The following is a 20,812-nucleotide window of genomic DNA, read 5'->3' as shown; positions in this document are numbered from 1 at the left end:
AATCGAACCGGGCCGTGGCATGCGGGAATGTCCGGACGTCCGAGATTCAGTAGCGGCGTGAGCGCGGTCCGTCACAACCAACGGTGAAGGACAGAAGCACTCATGACGACGCCCACGATCGAGCTGAAGCCCTCCTCGCACCCGCTCTCCGACGCGGAGCGGGAGGCGATCCTGGCCAACCCCGGGTTCGGCCGCCACTTCACCGATCACATGGTGACCATCAAGTGGACGGAGGGTCTGGGCTGGCACGACGCCCAGCTCACGCCGTACGCCCCGCTCTCGCTCGACCCCGCGAACATGACCCTGCACTACGCGCAGGAGATCTTCGAGGGGCTGAAGGCCTACCGCCGCCCCGACGGCTCCGTCGCCACCTTCCGCCCCGAGGCCAACGCCGAGCGCTTCCGCCGCTCCGCCCGCCGGCTTGCCATGGCCGAGCTGCCCGTGGACCTCTTCATCGCCGCCTGCGACGCGCTGGTCCGCCAGGACAAGGCATGGGTCCCCGCCCACGGTGGCGAGTCCTCGCTCTATCTGCGTCCCTTCATGATCGCGACCGAGGTCGGCCTCGGGGTGCGCCCCGCGAACGAGTACCTGTTCATCGTGATCGCCTCCCCGGCCGCCGCGTACTTCCCCGGCGGCGTCGAGCCGGTCTCCGTCTGGCTCTCCGAGAACTATGTCCGCGCCGTCCCCGGCGGCATGGGCTTCGCCAAGACCGGCGGCAACTACGCCGCCTCGCTGCTGGCCCAGGCCGAGGCCGCCGAGAAGGGCTGCGACCAGGTCGTCTGGCTGGACGCGGTGGAGCACCGCTGGGTCGAGGAGATGGGCGGGATGAACCTGTACTTCGTGTACGGGGACCGCATCGTCACCCCCGAGCTGACGGGCTCCCTGCTCGCCGGTGTCACCCGTGACTCGCTGCTCACGGTCGCCCGGGACCTCGGCTACACGGCCGAGGAGGGCCGGATCTCCACCGACCAGTGGCGGCGCGACACCGAGAACGGCACCCTCACCGAGGTGTTCGCCTGCGGCACCGCGGCCGTGATCACCCCGGTCGGCTCGGTGAAGTCGGCGGGCGGCGAGTGGACCCAGGGCGACGGACGGCCCGGCGAGGTGACGATGAAGCTGCGCGAGGCGCTGCTGAACATCCAGACCGGTGTCGCCGCCGACCGGCACGACTGGATGCACGACCTGGGCTGACGCCCCCGCCCCGCCCCGACCCGCCACCGCGCCGCCCGGACCCGTTCGGACCGCGGCGCCCGGGCCGGACCCGACGAACCCGGTGAGGACAAGCCCCGGATGGCCGTTTCAGGCCGTCCGGGGCTTTGCTGTCCGGATGTCGGACCTCTTCCTTGCCCAGGAGGAAACCCGTCCACCCAGGTCAGCGCGGATCCACCGGGGCGGAATCCCCCTTCGTAATGTTCACGGCAAGAAAGTCAAGAGAACGCTGAGACGAGCGATGGGGAGATCTCAGGGGGTATTCGCAGACCGAGGGGGAGGCGAAGAGATGAGGAGAGACTGTGGCTCCTGTTCGACTGACGACCGGACTGATGGCGAAGGCCGGGTCGTCCGGCGACCGCCAGGGGGGTGCGGGCGCGGGTTCGCGCCGCCCGCGCGGCGGGGGCGGCGGCGCGGCGCGCACGGCGGAGGAGGGCCGGACGGTCCTCGTCGACGTGCTGGTCGGTTCCCCGGTCTATTTGAGCGGTCTGGCACAGGTGCTCGGCGACGCCGCCGGGATCAGGGTGGTGGGGACCCGGACCTCCCCCGGAGAGCCCCCGTCGCCACTCGCCGATGTCCTGCTGACCGACGCGGACGCGCTGCCCGTGCCGGACGGGCCCGCCCGGGTCGGTGACATGGCCGAGCACACCCCCGTTCTCGTGGTCAACGTCGAGACGGCGTCGGCCGCGAGCCCCTGGCTGTGGGCGGGCGCGTCGGCGGTGCTGTGCCGACGGGAGCCCGGCGCCTGCATCGTCAGCGCGCTCCGGGCGGTCGCGACGGGGACCGGGGTGCAGCCGTGCGAGTGCGCGATGGCGTCGCCCGGCGTCCCGGCACAGCTCTCGGCGCCGACCCTGTCGCTGCGGGAGAGCCAGGTGCTGGGGCAGATATCCCAGGGGCTGACCCATGGGCAGATCGCCACCCGGCTGGGCATCAGCAGGCACACCGTCGACACCTATGTGAAGCGCATCCGCACCAAGTTCGGGGTGGGCAACAAGGCCGAACTCACCCGGGTGGCCTTACAGATGTGCAGACTCGGCGGCCCGGCGGGACCGGTGGCGCAGGACGCCGCGCCGTCCGTCCCGCTGTAGGCGCGGCGGGCCGCCGTACGGGCCGGAGCCCCCGGCCCGTACGGCGCGGCCCGGGGGCTCCTTCGGTCAGGGAGTGCGCGGGGTGAGGACCACCGGCATGCCGTCGGACGGCGCGGGCAGGGAGCTGAACCGCCACGCCGCCTCGTACCCGGCGGGGAACTCCCAGTGGAACCGGCGCACCATCGCGTCCAGCGTCGCCTTCACCTTCAACATGCCGACGTGCAGACCGATGCACTTGTGCGCGCCGGAGCCGAAGGGCGCCCAGGCCAGCCGGTGGACGCGGTCCTCGTTCCGGTCCGGGGCGAAGCGGTCCGGGTCGAAGCGCTGCGGCTCGTGCCACAGCTCCGGCATGAGCTGGTTCACGCCCGTGCACACCGAGACGAGCTGACCGGCGGGGATGAAGTGGCCCAGCACCTCGGTGTCCTTGACCGCGACCCGCATGTTGATGGGGGACGGCGACACCAGCCGCATGCTCTCCTTGACCACCCGTTCCAGGACGTCCAGGCCGCCCAGCGCCTCGACGGTCGGCGGTCCCCCGGGGCGCGCCAGCGACTGGGCGCGGGCCCTGGCCTGCCACTCGGGGTTGCGGCCGAGGAAGTAGAAGGAGGCGAGTGTCGCCACCACCGTCGTGTCGTGCGAGGCGATGAGCGTGAACAGCGCGTGCTCGGCGAGCTGCCGGGTGCTGAACCTGTCCCCGTCCGGCCCGCCGATCCGGGACAGGACGGAGAGGAAGTCGTCCCCCGCGCGCTCGCGTGCCGCGGGCACGGCCCGGGTGAGTCCGGCGAGGAGCAGTCGGCGGGCCCGGTGCGCCCGGTACCAGCTCGTACCGGGAATCCGCAGCCGTACCGCGGCGGTCTCCGCGTGGATGCACTCCTCGACGGCGCGCATGATCCGCCGCCCCGCGGGCTCGTACGCCACTCCGAGGATCGCCCTCGGGGTGACCTCGGAGGACAGCTCCCTGATCGCGGGCACGGCGGTGAAGGCGCGGCCCAGCGGCCAGCGGGCCAGGGCCGCTTCGGCGTCCTCGGCCATCCGCAGGACGTAGCCCGCGATGGCCTCCTCGCCGTACGCGGTCTGCATGACCCTGCGGTCGGCGAGATGGGCGGGCGCGTCCATCGCGAGCAGACCGCCGTCGAACCAGGGGCCGATGACGGCGGGCCACCCCGTCGCGAACGCCTTGTCCTTGTTGACGAGGACCGCCTGCACGGCGTCGGGCCCGGACACGGCCACGATCCGGCGGCCGAACGCCTGCCACCAGGACACCGGACCGTGCCGGCGCAGCAGCTGGAGCTGGAAGGCGGGGCCATAGCGCAGAGTGTGGACGCCGAGGCCGAGGAAGGGCAGGCCCTTGTCCCCGGGGACCGGTTCGAGGCCGCTGCCCGGGGGCGGCGGTGCGAGCGGGCCCGTCCTCAGGGGTACGCGCTGGAGTGCCGCGTCGAGCCAGTGCGTGGTGTCCACATCGACGAGTCCGGGGTTCTCGGCGAGCCCCGGACTCCCGGCGGGTCCCGGATTCCCGGCGGAACCGGGGTTCTTGGCGGGACCGGGGTTCTTGTCGGGGCCCGCGCCATTGGAGCCTCTGGAGTGTCCCGTGTTGTCAACGGGGCCCGTGTTCTCGGCGAGTGGGCCGTGTGCTCCTGCCGTCATATGAGCGACCTCCCGGCAGCCGTTCTACCCCGAATCCGCCGTCGCCGCTGTCCCGCCTTCTAGGGACATCACGGGCCTGATCTCCGTGGTTACTGTCGGTGCCATGTCGACACGTCGTTCGTCACTGCCGCACCACCGGAAGCCGACTGCGTCGTCCAGCCTTCCCGAGCTGCCGTGGGCACGTGGCGCGTCGGAGCAGTCGACGCCGGGCACGCCGGGGAGTTCCGGCACCGGGGACCCCATCGCGATCGTCGGCATGGGCTGCCGCTTCCCCTCCGCCTCCTCCCCCGGTGAGCTGTGGGACTTCACCGCGCGCGGCGGGAACGCCGCCGCCCCCGGCTTCCCCGCCGACCGGGGCTGGGACCTGGCCGCGCTCACCGACCCGGACCCCGAGGCCGCGGGCTCGACCTATGTCCAGGGCGGCTCCTTCATCGACGGCGTCGGCGACTTCGACGCGTCCTTCTTCGGCATCAGCCCCCGTGAGGCCCTGGCCATGGACCCCCAGCAGCGCCTGCTGCTGGAGGTCTCCTGGGAGGCCCTGGAACACGCCGGGATCGACCCGACGCGGCTCGCGGACACCCCCGCCGGGGTCTACTTCGGTGTCGTCGCGCAGGAGTACGGCCCCCGGGTGTACGCGGGGGACAAGGAGCACGCCGGACATCTGACGACGGGGACGACCCCGAGTGTGGCCTCCGGCCGGGTCTCCTACGTCCTGGGGCTCGAAGGCCCCGCCGTCACCGTGGACACCGCCTGCTCGTCCTCCCTCGCCGCCGTCCACATCGCCGCCCGCGCGCTGCGGGCGGGCGACTGCTCCCTCGCGCTCGCGGGCGGCGCCAACGTGGTCTGCGCGCCGAGCATCTTCGTCGGCTTCGGGCATCTCGGCGCGCTCGCGCCGAACGGTATGAGCAAACCTTTCTCCGCCGACGCCGACGGCTTCGGGGTCTCGGAGGGCGCCGGAGTCCTCGTGCTGGAACGGCTCTCCGACGCACGCCGCAACGGCCACACCGTTCTCGCGCTGCTGCGCGGCACCGCGATCGCGCAGGACGGCGCGTCCGAGGGGCTCTCCGCGCCCAGCGAGGACGGTCAGCGGCGGGTCATCGGGGAAGCGCTCGCGGACGCCGGGCTGACCGCCGCCGATGTCGACGTCGTCGAGGCCCACGGCACGGGCACCCGGGTCGGCGACCCGATCGAGGCCCGCGCCCTCATCGCGACCTACGGGGCCGCGCACCGCCCGGACGACCCGCTGCTCGTGGGGTCGGTCAAGTCGAACATCGGACACGCCCAGGCCGCGTCCGGCGTCGCCGGGATCATCAAGATGGTGGAGGCGATCCGCCACGGCGAGGTGCCCGGCACCCTCCATCTGACGCGGCAGACCGACGCCGTCGACTGGTCGGCGGGCACCGTCCGCGTGGTGGGGGAGACCCGCCCCTGGCCGACCCGCCCGGCCGGGGTGCCGCGCCGGGCGGCCGTGTCGTCCTTCGGCATCAGCGGGACGAACGCGCATGTGATCGTGGAGCAGGCGCCGACGGCGGGTGCCGTGGGGTCTGTGGTGGACGTGCCGTCCATGGCCGCGGTGCCTGCTGGGGCTGATGGGGATGGCGGGCAGCCCCTGGCCTTTGTGGTCCCGGATTCTGCTGCCGCTGGTGTGCTGTCCGTGTCTGCCGGGGGCGGGACGCGGCACGAGGCCGCTGCGTCCGCTGTGACCCCGGTCGTTTCTGATCCCGCCGCCGAGCGGTCTGCGGCTGTCGTGGCTGCCACGACCTCCGAGTCCGTGGCCGCTGGTGGGCTGTCCGCGTCTGCTGGGGCCGGTGTGTCTGCCATGGCCGCTGCGCCGTCGGTGGCCGCTGTCTCCTCAGCGCTGCCCGTGGGCGCTGAGTACGCCGCCTCCGGTGAGCCGTCCATGGCCGCTGCTGTCCCCGCTGCGGCTGCCGTGCTGTCCGTATCCGCCACGACCCCTGGGGCCGTGGCACCCGGTGGGCTGTCCGCGCCTGCCGCGCCCGGTGTGGCCGCCGCGCAGGACGAGGGGGCCGTGTCCGCTGTGACTCCGGTCTCCTCTGACCCCGCCGCCTCCGGTGGGCCGTCCGTGGCCGCGGTGTCCGCCACGGTGTCGGTGAGTGCCGCTTCTGCCGCGTCCACCGAGCAGCCTGAGGCCACCGCGTCCACCGGGGCCGCCGGTTCTGCTGGGCCTGCCGGGTCCGCTGTGCACTCCGGGGCTGCCGGTCCCGCCGGTCCCGTCGGGGCCGCCCTGTCCGGCCGGCCGGCTGTGGCTGCCGTGGCCTTGGGGCCGGGCGGGAGTCCCGCCGTCCCCGGTCCCGCCGCCCCCGGTCCCGCCCGGCCCGGGGGCGGTGACGCGACGGCGCGCCCCGTGCCGCTGGTGCTCTCCGCGAAGTCCGAGGCCGCCCTCCGCGAGCAGGCGGCCCGGCTGTCGGCGTGGCTCGGTGAGCGGGCCGGGCTGCCGCTGCCGGATGTCGCCCACACCCTGGCCACGGGCCGCGCCCGGTTCGACCACCGGGCCGTGGTGGTCGCGGACGGCCACCCGGAGGCCGTCGCCGCCCTCGCCGCCCTCGCCGGGGACCGGCCGCACGACGCCGTCGTCACCGGCCGGGCCGCCCTCGCGAGCGGCCCCGTCCTCGTCTTCCCCGGCCAGGGCTCGCAGTGGGCGGACATGGCCGTCGAACTCCTCGACACCCACCCCGTCTTCGCCGCCGCGATCGAGGACTGCCACCGCGCCTTCGCCGAGTTCACCGACTGGTCGCTCCTGGACGTGCTCCGCTCCCGGCCCGGCGCGCCGGGACTGGACCGCGTGGACGTGGTCCAGCCCGCGCTGTTCGCCGTCATGGTCTCCCTCGCGCGCTGCTGGCAGGCGTACGGGGTCACCCCCGCCGCCGTCATCGGCCACTCCCAGGGCGAGATCGCCGCCGCGCACATCGCCGGGGCGCTCTCGCTGCGGGACGCCGCCAAGGTCGTCACCCTGCGCAGCAAGGCCATCACCGCCCTCGCGGGCACCGGCGGCATGGCCTCGCTCGCGCTGCCCGCCGCCGACGTGGAACGGCTGCTCGCCCCCCGGCCGGGCCGGATCGGGATCGCCGCCGTCAACGGACCCCGTTCGACCGTGGTCTCCGGCGACGCCGCCGCCCTCGACGCACTCGAACGGGACTGCGCGGAGCAGGACATCCGCATCCGCCGCATCCCCGTGGACTACGCCTCCCACTCCGCCCATGTCGAGGAGCTGGACGAGACCCTGCACCGGGTGCTCGACGGCATCGCGCCGATGGACACCGCCACCGGGTTCATCTCCACCGTCACCGGGGAGCCCGTCGCGACGACCGGTCTCGGCACCGGGTACTGGTACCGCAACCTCCGCCGCACGGTCCGCTTCGAGCAGGCCGTGCGGACCGCGTACGAGCGGGGGCACCGGATCTTCATCGAGGTCAGCCCGCATCCCGTGCTCACGGCCGGGATCGAGGACACCCTCCAGGAGACGGCGGGCGCCACCGACGAGCCGTATCTCGTCACCGGCACTCTGCGGCGCGAGGAGGGCGGTCCGCGGCGGCTGCTGACCTCGGTCGCCGAGGTGCACACGGCGGGCGGGGCGGCGGATCTCGTACCGCACCCGGACGCGGACTGCCCCGGGCCGGTGGACCTGCCGACCTATGCCTTCCAGCGCAGAAACTTCTGGCTGGCGCCCGACACGGGGGCGCGGAACGCCGCGGCGGCCGGGGCCGGGGGCGGCGGGCTCGACCACCCCTTCCTCGCCGCCGCGCACGACCACCCCGAGAACGACGAGTTCCAGTTCACCGGGCGGCTCTCGCTCGCCACCCACCCCTGGCTCGCCGACCACGCCGTCAACGGCGTCGTCCTGCTGCCCGGTACCGCCCTGACCGAACTGGCGCTCACCGCGGGACAGCACAGCGGCTGCCCCGCCCTCACGGAGCTGGTGCTCCACGAACCGCTCGTCATCACCGAGCACACCGCCGTCGACCTCCGGGTCACGGTCGGAGCCCCGGGCGAGGACGGCGCCGACGGCGCGGACGGCGGTGACGGACGCGGGGTGCGGATCTACTCCCGCCCGGCGTCCGCGCAGCCGCCCGGCCCCGGGGCCTTCGGGGCGTCCGGCGCCCCCTGGACCAAGCACGCCGAGGGCGCCCTCGCCCCGGCGCCCGCCGCCACCGACGAGCCCGCCGCCGGTGCCGCCTGGCCGCCGCCGGGCGCCGAGCCCGTCGACATCTCCGACAGCTACGAGCGGCTGGCCGCCCGCGGCTACGAGTACGGGCCCGCCTTCCGGGGGCTGCGCGCGCTCTGGCGCCGGGACGGCGAGGTCCACGCCGAGATCGCGCTGCCCGACGGGGTCGCCGCCGGGCAGTTCGGCGTCCACCCCGCCCTCCTCGACGCCGCCCTGCACACACTGGAGTACGTCGACTCCGGGCGCGAGGACGACCCGGAGCGGGTGTGGCTGCCGTTCGCGCTCGCCGGGGTGCGCCTGCACGCCGTCGGCGCCTCCACCCTGCGGGTACGGATCGCCGCGCTCACCCCCGACACCTGCACGCTCACGCTCACCGACCCCGACGGACAGCCCGTGTGCACCGTCGGCACGGTGACGCTGCGGCCCATCGCCCGCGACCGCATCCGCACCGTCGGACAGGGCACGCGCGACTCCCTCTTCGGCCTCGACTGGCCGGTGGTGCCGCAGCCCGCCGCGGTGCCGGTGGAGTGGGCCGAGTGGGCCCGGGTCGCGGAGGGGGGCACCGCGGGCGCCGCCGTCCTGCGCTGTGTCACCGACAGCGGACCCGCCGGAACGGACGCGTCCCCCGGGTCCCTTCCGCGGCGGGCCCGGCAGGCGCTGGCCACCGTGCTGGACGCCGCCCGGCGCTGGCTGACCGACCCCGCGTTCGACCGGGCCACGACCCTCGTCGTCGTCACCCGGGGCGCCGTGTCCACCGGCCCAGGGGAGGACGTCACCGACCTGGCACACGCCCCCGTGTGGGGGCTGCTGCGCACCGCGCAGACCGAGCACCCCGGCCGGATCGTCCTCGTCGACGTCGACGACTGGACCGGCTGGCACGAACGGATACCCCAGGTCCTGGCCACCGGTGAACCCCAGCTCGCCGTCCGCGGGGGCGTGGCCCACGCGCCCCGGGTCTCCCGGGTCACCGGCACCCCGATCGGCGGGCTCGAACGGCTCCCGGAGCCGGACTGGCAGCTCCGCACCCTCGGCGGCGGCACGCTCGACGCGGGCAACATGGCGCTCAAGCCCTGGCCCGAGGCCACCCGGCCGCTCGCGCCCGGCGAGGTCCGGGTCGCGGTCCGCGCCCACGGGCTCAACTTCCGCGATGTCATGATCGCGTACGGGCTCTACCCGGACCCCGGCGTCGACCTCGGCAACGAGGGCGCGGGCGTGGTCGTGGAGACCGCCGCCGATGTCACGGCGCTGCGGCCCGGCGACCGCGTGATGGGCATGTTCTACGGCGTCGGCCCGCGGGTCGTCCGCGACCACCGCTACTTCGCCCGCTTCCCCGCCGGATGGTCCTTCGAACAGGCCGCGTCCACCCCGGCGGTCTTCCTCACCGCCTACTGCTCGCTGCGCACCCTGGCCCCGGTCGCCCCCGGGCAGCGGGTCCTCGTGCACGCCGCGACCGGCGGTGTGGGCATGGCGGCGATCCAGCTCGCACGCCACTGGGGCGCCGAGGTCTTCGCCACCGCGAGCCGCCCCAAGTGGGGCACCCTGCGGGCGCTGGGCGTCGACGAGGCGCACACCGCCGACTCGCGCGCCCTGGACTTCGCCGAGGAGTTCCTGCGGGCGACCGGGGGCGCCGGGGTCGACATCGTCCTCAACTCGCTCGCGGGCGAGTTCGTCGACGCCGGGCTGCGGCTGCTGCCGCGCGGCGGGCACTTCGTCGAACTGGGCAAGACCGACATCCGCGCGGCCGAGGGGATCACCCGGGACCACCCGGGCGTGCGCTACCAGCACTTCGACCTCACCAAGGTGGGACCCGCCGAGACCGGGGAGATGCTGTCCGCGCTCGGCGCGCTGTTCGAACGGGGGGTGCTGCGTCCGCTGCCAGTGTCCGTGCGCGATGTGCGGCACCTGCCGCAGGCGCTGACGCTCCTCGGCAAGGCCCGGCACACGGGGAAGCTCGCCGTCACCCTGCCGAGGGCCCTCGACCCCGGGGGCACCGTGCTCATCACCGGCGGTACGGGGGTGCTCGGCGGTCTGTTCGCCCGCCATCTGGTGACCCGCCACGGCGTACGGCACCTGCTGCTGCTCAGCCGCGGCGGACCGGACACGCCCGCGGCGCGGGAACTCGGCGCGGAGCTGCGCGCGCTCGGCGCGGAGGTGCGGATCGCCGCCTGCGACACCGCCGAGCGGCCCGCCCTCGACGCCGTCCTCGCGGACGTGGCGCCCGCCCATCCGCTGACGGCGGTCGTGCACGCGGCCGGTGTGCTGGACGACGGCGTGTTCAGCGCGATGACCGCGGACCAGGTCGACCGGGTGCTCCGGCCGAAGCTGGATGCCGCGTGGCATCTGCACGAGGCGACACGGGACGCGGATCTCGCCGCGTTCGTGCTCTTCTCCTCGGCGGCGGGCATCCTCGGCTCCGCCGGACAGGCCAACTACGCCGCCGCGAACACGTTCCTCGACGCGCTCGCCGAGCACCGGCGGCAGCGCGGACTGGCGGCGACGTCCCTGGCGTGGGGCGTGTGGGCGCAGGAGACCGGGATGACCGGCCACCTCGACGAACGCGACCACGCCCGGTTGCGGCGCCTGGGCTTCCTGCCGATCTCCTCGGACGAGGGGCTCGCCCTCTTCGACGCGGCGCTCGACACCGGGCGTTCACTGCTCGTCCCGGCCCGGCTGACCCCGCCGACGACCGGGCGCGCCGAACTGCCCGCCGTCCTCAGCGGATTCGCCCGCCCCGGACTCCGCACGGCGAGCACCGGACGGGCCGCGGACACGGGCCCGGCGGCCACGCTCGGCGACGACCTGGCGCGGATGTCCGACGACGAACGGCGCACGGCGCTGCTCGCGGCGGTCCGCACGGTCGCGGCGGCGGTACTCGGCCACGAGACGGCCGAAGCCGTCGGCCACGACGTCCACTTCAAGGACCTCGGCTTCGACTCGCTGGGGGCGGTGGCCTTCCGCAACCGGCTGAAGAAGGCGGTGGGCCTCCCCGTCTCGACGAACGCGGTCTTCGACTTCAAGACCCCGACGGCCCTGGTGGGCCACCTCCTCACCCTCCTCCCCGCCCCCGCCGGACCCGCCACGGCCCACCCCCTGCCCCCGGCCGCTCCGGCGGACTCACGGGCCACGGCCTCCGCACCCCTGCCCGTGCCTAGGCCCTCGACCTCGGCCGGGACGGAGAGCGCGGCTGTGTCTCCGCAGCCCGTGCCGGTGGGCCCGGCCCTGGACGGTGCTGGTGCGTGGGCGGGTGCTGCCCAGCCGCAGGGCCCGGCTGCGGCCGTATCTGCGGCCCCCGCTTCCGCGTCCGCGCCGCCTGCTGTGGCTCAGCCGCAGGCTCCGTCCGCGTCCGCCCTGCCCGCAGGTGCCGTCGCCGGGCCGGAGAGTACGGCTGTGCCTCTCTCGTCCGTGCCGGACGGCTCGGCCCCGGTGGTGCCCGGTGATGCGCGGGCTCCGGGCTCGGGCGCTGCTGCCCTGTCCGTGCCGGGGGCTCCGGCCTCCGCCGCGCAGGCCGTTCCGGGTGCCCAGGCCCCGGCCTCGCCGCAGGGCCCGGCCCCGGGCGCTGTCGCCGGGTCGGAGGGCACGGCCGTGGCCTCCCCGCCCCCGCAGGCGGAACCGGGCCCGCGCGGCAGCGCGCCGTTGAGCCAGTACCAGCAGGACGTCGTGACCGTCGCGCTGACCTACCGGGATCGGGCCGTCGCGCAGCCCAGCGGCTATCTCCGGCTCACGGGGGCCCACGACGTCGAGCGGATGAGGGCGGCGATCCGGCGGGTCGCGCTCCGGCACGACGCCATGCGGCTGCGGCTGGTGGCGGACGGTGAGACCTGGCGGCAGTGGGTGCCGGACGCGTACCCGGACGTCGAGGTCGTGTCGTTCCTGGACGCGGCCGATCCGCGGGCGGCGTGCCAGGAGTGGATCGCGCGGACGACCGGGGCGGTGATCCCGCTCGACGGGCCGCTCGCACAGGCGACGATCCTCGTCGACGACGCGGACTCGCTGATCGTGTACTGCCGTTTCCACCATGTCGCGGCCGACGCCTGGGGCATCAACCTCATGCTGCGGGAGGTCTGTGGCCACTACGAGTCCCCGCTGCCCGGCCAGGGCCCCGCCGAACCCGCGCCGAGCTGCCTCGACACCGTCGCCGCCGACGAGGCGTACCGCGCCTCGGCGGACTGGGCGGCCGACCGGGACGCCCTGGCCGCCACCGTCAGCGGGCTGGACCCCGCCCTGTTCGCGCGGACCGCGACCGTCGCGGGCCACCGCAGACTCCGGCGGTCCGTCCATGTCGACGCCCCCACCGCCGACCGGATCAGGGCCACCGGGCGCTCCGTGTTCTCGGTCACGGCCGCCGCGCTCGCGGCCTGTCTGCGCCGGGTGCACCGCGACGGCGACATCGTCCTCGGCATCCCGCTGCTCAACCGGCGGACCCCCGAGGAACTGACGACGATGTCGAACGTCGCGAACATCCTGCCCCTGCACATCCCCGTCGGCGAACAGGACACCCTGCTCGACCTGGCCGACCGCGTGCGCTCCGGCGTCTGGGACCTCACGGCCCACCAGCGGCTCCCGCTGAGCGATCTGCTCGCCGCGCTGCGGGCGGAGTCGGGCCGCCGCACCCCGGCCCTGTTCGACGTCACGTACTCGTACATCACCGTCCCCGACAACCCGTTCGACCGCCGGTCCGACGTCGATCTGACCGTGCTCTCCTCCGGCTACTCGCTCGACGCGGTCAACGTCGTCGTCCGGGAGCACGAGAGCGACGGCTCGCTCGACGTGGACGTCTTCTACGCGGACGACGTCTTCGACGCGTCGTTCTCCCTCGACGCGGCCATGGGGCACCTCGTCCGGCTGCTCGACGGGGGGCTGCGCGACCCCGCCGCGCCGCTGCTCGCGCTGGAGCTGCTCGACGCCGCCGAGACGGCCCGCGTCCAGGGCTTCGAACGTCCGCACACGGCCCCGCTCGACGAGACCGCCACCCTGGACCGCCTCTTCCTGGAGCAGGCGGCGCGGACCCCGGACCGCACGGCCGTCGTCGCCTGCGACACCGAGGGACGGCGGCACCGGCTGACGTACGAGGAGTTCCACGGCCGTGTCGCCGCCCTGGCGCGGCGGCTGCGGGAGGCCGGAATCCGGCCGGAGGAGTGCGTACCGGTGCTGCTGCCGCGCTCCGTGGACTTCCTGGTCGCGGTGCACGCCGTGCACGCGGCGGGCGGCGCCTACGTCCCCGTCGACCCGGGGCACCCGCGCGAGCGCGTCCGCACCCTGCTGACGGACTGCGGGGCGCGCCTCGCGATCCGCGCGCCACAGGCGGACGGGCTGCTCGACGGGCTGCTCGACGGGCTGGGCATCCGGGCGCTGGACCCGGCCGCACCGGGCGGCGCCACCGCCCCGGCGGACCCGCCGCCCGCCACCACCCGGCCCACGGACCTGGCGTACGTCATCTACACCTCGGGCTCCACCGGCACCCCCAAGGGGGTGATGATCGAGCACCGTTCCGTCGTCAACCGTCTCGCGTGGATGCAGCGGCAGTACCCGCTGCGCGACGACGACGTCATCCTGCACAAGACCCCGACCACGTTCGACGTGTCGGTGTGGGAGCTGATGTGGTGGGCGCAGACCGGGGCCAGGGTCGCCGTCGCGCCCTCGGGGGCGGAGCGCGACCCGAGGGAGCTGGCGGCGGCCGTCGCCCGCCACGGGGTGACGGTGCTGCACTTCGTCCCGTCGATGCTCGGCCCGTTCCTCGACCATCTGGAGCAGCGGCCGGAGGCGGCCGAGCAGATCCGCACCATCCGCCGGGTCTTCGCCAGCGGCGAGGCCCTTCCGCCCGCGCTCGCGGAACGTTTCCGCACGGTGTTCGCGGCGGCCGGGAACACCGGTGCCCGGCTGGTCAACCTCTACGGCCCCACGGAGGCGGCCGTCGACGTCTCGTTCCACGAGATACCGGCCGACGGCCCGCTCGACCGGGTGCCCATCGGCCGCCCCATCGACAACATCGCCCTGATGGTCCTCGACGGGTCGGGCCGCCGCTGCCCGGTCGGGGTGGCCGGCGAGCTGAACATCGCGGGCGTCGGCGTGGGCCGCGGCTATCTCGGCCGCCCCGATCTGACCGACGAGGTCTTCGTCCGTGACGCCGCGCTGCCCGAGCGCCGCCGCTACCGCACCGGGGACCTCGCCCGCTGGCTCGCGGACGGCTCCCTCGACTACCTCGGCCGCGTCGACGACCAGGTCAAGGTGCGCGGCAACCGGGTCACCCTGGGCGAGATCGAGAACGCGCTGACGCGCTGCCCGGGGGTCGCGGCGGCGGCGGTCGCCGACGAGCGGACGGGGGACGGGACCCGGCTCCTCGCCTTCCTCGTCCCCGGCGAACCGCGGGACGCGGCCCAGGCCACCGCTCCGGGCACGACCCCGGGCACAGCCCCGGGCACAGCCCCGGGCACGACCCCGGGCTCCGCACGCACCGCCGCCCTCGTCGACGCCCTCGCCGCGCTGCTGCCCCCGTACATGATCCCGGCCGAGTTCGTCTGGCTGGACCGGCTGCCGCTGACCCGCAGCGGCAAGACGGACCGGCGGGCGCTGCTCGCGCGGGAACGCCCCGGGCGCGCCGGGGAGCCGGAGGGCGCCGGGACCCCCGCCGAGCGGGAGCTGACCGAGATCTGGCGGAGCGTCCTCGGAACCCGCGCCTTCGGTGTCCACGACGACTTCTTCACCGTCGGCGGGGACTCGATCCTGGCGCTGCGGCTGCGGACCGAGGCCGAGAAACGCGGATTCCGCTTCGACCTCGACCAGTTCTACGCCCGGCCCACCGTCGCGGGCCTCGCCGCCCGGGTGGAGTCCGCGGCGGAGTCCATGGCGGAGTCCGCGCGGTCCGGCGGCCCGGCGGCACCCGGAACCGGCCGGGGCCCGGACCCCGCGGTCACCGCCCCGTTCGACCTCGTCCCGCTCATCGACCGGGCCTCGCTGCACGGCGTGGAGGACGCCTTCCCCGCCTCCCAGCTCCAGCTCGGCATGGTCTACCACAGCCTGGAGAGCGCCGAGTCCCCGCTGTACAAGGACGTGTTCCGGTACCGGCTGCGGATGCCGTGGGACGAGGACGCCTTCCGCCGTGCCTACCGGCGGATGGTGCGGCGGCAGCCCGCGCTGCGCTCCGGCTTCGATGTGACGGGCCGGTCCACACCGCTCCAGATCGTCTTCCCGGACATGCCGGACACATCAGATGTGCCGGACGGGCCGGACACGGCGCACGCAGGGGATGCGCCGGACGCACCCGGCGCACCGGACGCGCTGGAGATCACGGCGCCGGAGGCCACCGGCCCCGGTGAGCCCGCCGCGTACGCCCACCGGATGCACCGGGCCGCGTATCCGCTGCTCGACGCGGCGGCGCAGCGGGTGACACCGCTGTACCGCATGCGGGTGTTCGTCCGGCCGGACGGCGCCGACCTGGTGTTCAGCTTCCACCACGCGCTGCTGGACGGCTGGAGCGTGGCCCAGCTCATGAGCGGACTCCTCCGCGACTACCTCGCGTACGCCGACGGCCGCGACCCGGCGGACGACCCGGCGGCCGGGTCCGTACCGCTGACGTATCTGCTCGCCGAGCACGCCCGCGCCGAACGGGCCGCGCGCGGCGACGCCCAGGCACGGCGGTTCTGGGAGCGGGTGCTCGACGGCTCCACCGCCACCACTGTCGAGTCGCAGCGCGCCCATGTCGTGCGGACCGCCGCCGACGGGGCGCCGGACGGCCCGTCCGCCGCCGACGGACGGCTGCGTCCGCTGCCCGCGTGGCTGGACCGGGCCGTCAGGGACTTCGCGCGGCGCGGCGGCCTGCCGGTCAAGTCCGTGCTGCTGGCGGCGCACTGCCTGGCGCTGGGCGCGATGACGGCGACGGACGACGTCACCACCGGGTGCGTCACCCACACCCGGCCCGAGCGGCCCGGCGCCGAGGAGGTCGCCGGACTCTTCCTCAACACCGTCCCGGTCCGGCTCGACAGCCACGGGCGCACCTGGCGCGAGGCCGTCGAGCACGTGGCCCGCTGGGAGCGGGACGCCTTCCCGTACCGGCGGCTCCCCGTCGGCACGCTCATCGCGGAGCGCGGCGGGCCCGTCTTCGACACCGCGTTCAACTTCGTCAACTACCACGGGCTGAACGAACTCCTCGGCGACGGACGGATCGCGCTCACGGATGTCGAGGTGCTGGAGCGAACCAACTTCGGACTGCTGACGACCGCGCTGGTCGACCCGCGCGACGGGCGGCTCGCGCTGCGCGTCAGTACCGGGGAGGACGGGCTCACCCCGGCCCAGTGCGCGGAGTTCGCCCGGCTCCTCACCGCCGTCCTCGCCGAGCTGGTGCGCGGACCCGACGAAGCCGTGGACCCGGCGGTGCTGCGGCACCGTGAGGTGACGGAGCTGTTCGCCGGGACCGCCATGGAGCACCCGGCGCACACCGCCGTCGTCGGCGGCGGCCCGGACCGGGCCGAGCGCTGGACGTACCGCGAACTCACCGACACCGCCGACACGGTGGCCCAGGCCCTGCTGGCCCGGGGCCTGCCGCACGGGGCCCGGGTCGCGGTCCGGATGCGGCGCTCGGTCGAACTGCTCGCGGTGGTGCTCGGCGTGCTGCGCGCCGGGGCGGCCGTCGTCCCGCTCGACCCGGACTACCCGGACGCCCGTATCCGCGCCATGCTGGCCGTCGCCGAGCCGTGGCTCACCGTCGCGGAGAGCGGCCCCGGCGGTCCGGTCCCCGGGACGGACGGGGTGTGCGCCCCGGAGGAACTGCTCGGCGCGCCCGACGGGACCACCGACGGCGCCGGGGGCGCGCCCCCGCTGCCCCGGCCGGCCCCCGAGGACGCCGCCTATGTGCTCTTCACCTCGGGCTCCACCGGTGAACCCAAGGGCGTCGTGATGCCGCACCGCGCGCTCACCAACCTGATCGACTGGCAGAACCGGCGCGCCACCGGCGGGGTGGGCGTCACCACCCTCCAGTTCGCCCCGCTCAGCTTCGACGTCTTCTTCCAGGAGGTCTTCTCCACGCTCTGCGGCGGCGGCACCCTGCATCTGCTCACCGAGGGCACCCGGCACGACATGGCCGCCGTGCTCAAGACCATCGCCGACGGCGGCGTCCAGCGGGTCTTCCTGCCGTATGTCGCCCTCCAGGCGCTGGCCGAGGTGGCGGAGGCCACCGGCACCTATCCGCCCTCGCTGCGGGTGATCGCGTCCTCGGGCGAACAGCTCCGGATCACCCCCGAGATCCGCGCGCTGTGCGCCGCCCTCCCGGAGCTGGTCCTGGAGAACCAGTACGGGCCGACCGAGACCCATGTCGTCCTCGCGCACCGGCTCCTGGGCGCCCCCGGCGACCTGCCCGCGCTGCCGCCCGTGGGGACGCCCGTGACCGGAGCGGTCGTCACCCTGCTCGACGCGCGGAAGCGCCCCGTCCCGCAGGGGACCCCGGGCGAGATCCACGTCGAGGGCCCGTGCGTCGCCCTCGGGTACGAGAAGCGGCCGGAGCTGACCTCCGAGAGGTTCGACACCGGCCCCACGGGGCAGACCCGTTACCGCACCGGGGACATCGGGATCGCCCTCGCGGACGGGGACATCGTCTGCCTGGGCCGGGCGGACGGGCAGGTCAAGGTGCGGGGCTATCGCGTCGAGTGCGCCGAGGTCGAACTGGCCGTCCTCGACCACGCGGCCAACCGCCCGGGCATCGGCCAGGTGGCCGTCGTCCCGCGCTCCCTCGGCGGCTCCGACGCCGTGCTCCAGGCGTTCCTGACCGGGGACCCCGGACAGGCCGACACCGAGGCGCTGCGCACCGCCCTCCGCTCCGCCCTGCCGTCGCACATGGTGCCCGCGCAGTACCGGTGGATCGACGCCATGCCGCTCACACCGAGCGGCAAGCGCGACGACGCGGCGCTGCGGGCCCTGGCCGCGTCCGGGACCTCCGCCGCCGACGCGGTCGGCGGCGGACGGCCCGGGGAACCGGGGGACGACCTGGAGAGCGACCTCGCGGCCGTGCTCGCGGAGTTCGCCGGGGTCGACCGGCTCGGCCCGGACCGGAGCTTCTTCGACGCGGGCGGCACCTCCATCGGGGCGGTGCGGGTGTCGATGACGATCGCCCGGCGCTGGGGCGTCGAACTGCCGCTCCCCGCCTTCCTGGCGGCGCCGACGGCGCGGGACCTCGCCGCCGTCGTCCGCTCCCAGGACACGCGCTCCGTGTTCGACCCGGTGGTGCCGCTGCGCACGGAGGGCGACGGCGAGCCGCTGTTCCTCGTCCACCCGATCGGCGGCAGCGTCCTGTGCTACCACGACCTGGTCCGGCACCTGCCGCCCGGCAGACCCGTGTACGGGCTCCAGGCGGCGGGCGCCGAGCCCGGACACCAGCCGCTGCGCTCGATGGAGGCGCTGGCCGCCGCGTACATCGAGGCGATACGGCGGGTGCGGCCGAGCGGCCCCGTCCACCTCGCGGGCTGGTCCTTCGGCGGCTATGTGGCCGTCGAGATGGCCCGCCGCCTCGGCGAGGACGCGGTGCCGACGCTGACGCTGCTCGACACCATGGCGCTCGGTGAGGGGCCCCGGCGGGGCTTCGGCGAGGAGGAGCTGATCGTCATGTTCTTCCGGGAGCTGCTGTGGTACGCGGTCGGGGAGACCGACTCCGACGACGGCCTGGAGACCGCCGGACGCGGTCCGGACGAACTCTTCGACGCGGTCTTCCGGCGGACGGTACGGCTGGGCATCCTGCCCGAGGACGGCTCACCGCGGCTGCTGCGCAGGCTGTACGAGGTGTTCCGGGCGAACTACCGGGCGACGATGGAGTACCGGGTCGCGCCGATCCGGCGACCGCTGCTGGTGCTGCGGGCCGCCGACGCCCTGCCGAACGCGTTCGAGGTCGCCCACCGGACCCTCGGCAGCATGGTCGGCAGCCCCGACAACGGATGGGGGCACTGGGCGCCGGGCGCGGTCGAGACGGTGACCGTGCCGGGCAACCATCTGACGATGATGGCCGATCCGCAGGTGGCCGCGGTCGCCGCCCGGCTCGGCGCGGCGCTGGCGGCCCCGCGCGACGGCCGCACGGGCGGTACCGGCCGGACGGAGGAGGGCCGGTGAACGCGGCCGCGGACACCCCGACCGCCGGTGAGATCAGGCGGCCCCTGAGCCCCATGGAGCGGTGGTACTGGATCTGCGACCAGATCTCGCCGCTCAACGTCGTCGCCCGGGTACGGGTCCAGGGCACCGTGCCCGAGGGGGCCCTCGCCCGGGCGGGCGAACGCCTCGTCGCGGAGCACCCGCTGCTGCGGGTCGCCGTCACCGCCGGGCCGGACGGCGGCGATCCGCGCTTCGTCGGGGCGCGCGACCCCCGGCTGCCGGTGCGCACCGTCCGCTGCGGGGAATCCGCGCCACGGCGGTGGGAGGAGGAGGTCGACGCGATCGAACTGGCGACCCCGGTCGACTGGCGCACCGGCCCGCTCGCCCGCCTCACCGACATCGCCCAGGGCACCCCCGGCTCCCCCGACGCCTGCCACGACCTGGTCCTGACGGTCTCCCACGTCATCGCCGACGGCACCACCGCCCTCGAACTCCTCCGCCGCGTGGTCGACCTGGCGGCCGCCGAAGCGGGCCCCCGGGCCCCCGGCCCCGCCGAGCCCTCGGCCGTACCACCGGGGACCGCCGCACCCGCGCAGGGCGCCGAGGGCTCGGCCCCCGCGGTCTCCGCCGCTGCGCCACCGGGGACCGCTGCACCCGTCGGCGGAACCCCGGACGCGGGTGAGGGAGCGGGCCCCGGCCCCGGGCGGCCGCGGCCGGTGCTGCCCGCGCCCGAGGAGATGCTGCCGCGGCGGGTCGCCGGGCTGCCGAGGGTGCTGCACTGCGCCGCCTGGACCGTCGCGGATCAGTTCGCGGCGGTGCGGGCCAGGCCCCGGCGGCTGCGGCCGAGCACCCCCGTACCGCCGGAGCTGCGCCGGACCCGGCTCATCCGGCGCGAGCTGTCCGGGGAACAGCTCGACCTGCTGGTGCGCCGGTGCCGGGAGGAGGGCGTGACCGTGCACAGCGCCCTCGCCGCCGCGATGGCGCTCGCGGTGGCCGACGCCGAGGCGGAGGCGGACGGGTCGCGCCGACGCGCGGCGAGCGTCACCGTCGGGTCGCCCGTGGACTTCCGCGGGGCGCTCACACCCCGCGTCGAGAAGGAGGACGCGGGCGCCTACGTCGCCACCGTCCCCTCCCACGTCCCCGTCGGCCCCGGCGCCGACCTGTGGAGCGCCGCCCGCGGCGCCCTCCGGTCCCTGCGCCGCAGCAGACGCTTCCAGCACGCCCTCGCCCTGGTCTCCCTGTTGCGCGCCATCTGCCCGCGCTCGGTCGCGGACAGCGCCCGCACCATCGCCATGATCGACGGCTCCGGCCCCGGCAATGTCTGCCTCTCCAACATCGGGCGGTACGACTTCCCCGCCCGCGCGGGCTCCTGGCGGCTGAGCGGCGCCCAGTTCATCGCCGGGATCTCGGTCAGCGGCTGTCTCGTCGCCGCGGTCAACACCACCCACGGCACGCTCCACTGGAACGTCACCCATATCGACGGCGCCCTGCCCCGGGACCGGGCCGAGCGGATCACGGACCAGGCGGTCCATCTCCTCCTCCAGGGCATCCGCCCCGGCGGGCAGCCGGAAACCGCCCCCGGCCGCGCCTTCGCGCCGGGCACCACGAGAACGAAAGGTTGATC

5 protein-coding genes are annotated in these 20,812 nt (G+C 75.2%); 4 read left to right on the top strand and 1 reads right to left on the bottom strand.

Annotation, left to right across the window (positions count from 1 at the left end; translation table 11 throughout):
• Positions 1-102 precede the first annotated feature (102 nt).
• Together CRV15_RS06275 and CRV15_RS06270 are read left to right on the top strand one after the other, a co-directional pair.
• Positions 103-1,191, top strand: a complete 1,089-nt coding sequence (locus CRV15_RS06275; protein ID WP_003957802.1) for a branched-chain amino acid aminotransferase — start codon at positions 103-105, stop codon at positions 1,189-1,191.
• Positions 1,192-1,511: 320 nt separating this feature from the next.
• The gene (locus tag CRV15_RS06270; RefSeq protein WP_003957801.1) at positions 1,512-2,297 is read left to right on the top strand and encodes a helix-turn-helix transcriptional regulator; all 786 of its coding nucleotides are present in this window, start codon (positions 1,512-1,514) and stop codon (positions 2,295-2,297) included.
• A 66-nt stretch (positions 2,298-2,363) separates the two neighbouring features.
• On the opposite strand, the gene CRV15_RS06265 is transcribed toward CRV15_RS06270, so the two are convergent.
• Positions 2,364-3,941: a cytochrome P450 gene (locus CRV15_RS06265; protein WP_003961957.1), complete on the bottom strand. Its 1,578-nt coding sequence runs from the start codon at positions 3,939-3,941 to the stop codon at positions 2,364-2,366.
• Positions 3,942-4,044: 103 nt separating this feature from the next.
• Between CRV15_RS06265 and CRV15_RS36265 the strand changes: the two genes are divergently transcribed.
• Positions 4,045-19,209: a hybrid non-ribosomal peptide synthetase/type I polyketide synthase gene (locus tag CRV15_RS36265; RefSeq protein WP_003961958.1), complete on the top strand. Its 15,165-nt coding sequence runs from the start codon at positions 4,045-4,047 to the stop codon at positions 19,207-19,209.
• A complete protein-coding gene (locus tag CRV15_RS06245) occupies positions 19,206-20,810 on the top strand; it encodes a phthiocerol/phthiodiolone dimycocerosyl transferase family protein (protein ID WP_003961959.1) in 1,605 nt (534 codons plus the stop codon). Before CRV15_RS36265 ends, CRV15_RS06245 begins: the two co-directional genes overlap by 4 nt.
• Positions 20,811-20,812: the final 2 nt, after the last annotated feature.

It is taken from the genome of Streptomyces clavuligerus (genome assembly GCF_005519465.1).
Taxonomy (GTDB): domain Bacteria; phylum Actinomycetota; class Actinomycetes; order Streptomycetales; family Streptomycetaceae; genus Streptomyces; species Streptomyces clavuligerus.
The sequence above is the reverse complement of the archived record's forward strand: the minus strand, read 5'-3'. Positions and strand labels throughout refer to the sequence as shown.

Coding starts and splice junctions, on each gene's coding strand:
- CRV15_RS06275 (WP_003957802.1), top strand. CDS start 103: ATGACGACGCCCACGATCGAGCTGAAGCCCTCCTCGCACCCGCTCTCC.
- CRV15_RS06265 (WP_003961957.1), bottom strand. CDS start 3,941: ATGACGGCAGGAGCACACGGCCCACTCGCCGAGAACACGGGCCCCGTT.
- CRV15_RS36265 (WP_003961958.1), top strand. CDS start 4,045: ATGTCGACACGTCGTTCGTCACTGCCGCACCACCGGAAGCCGACTGCG.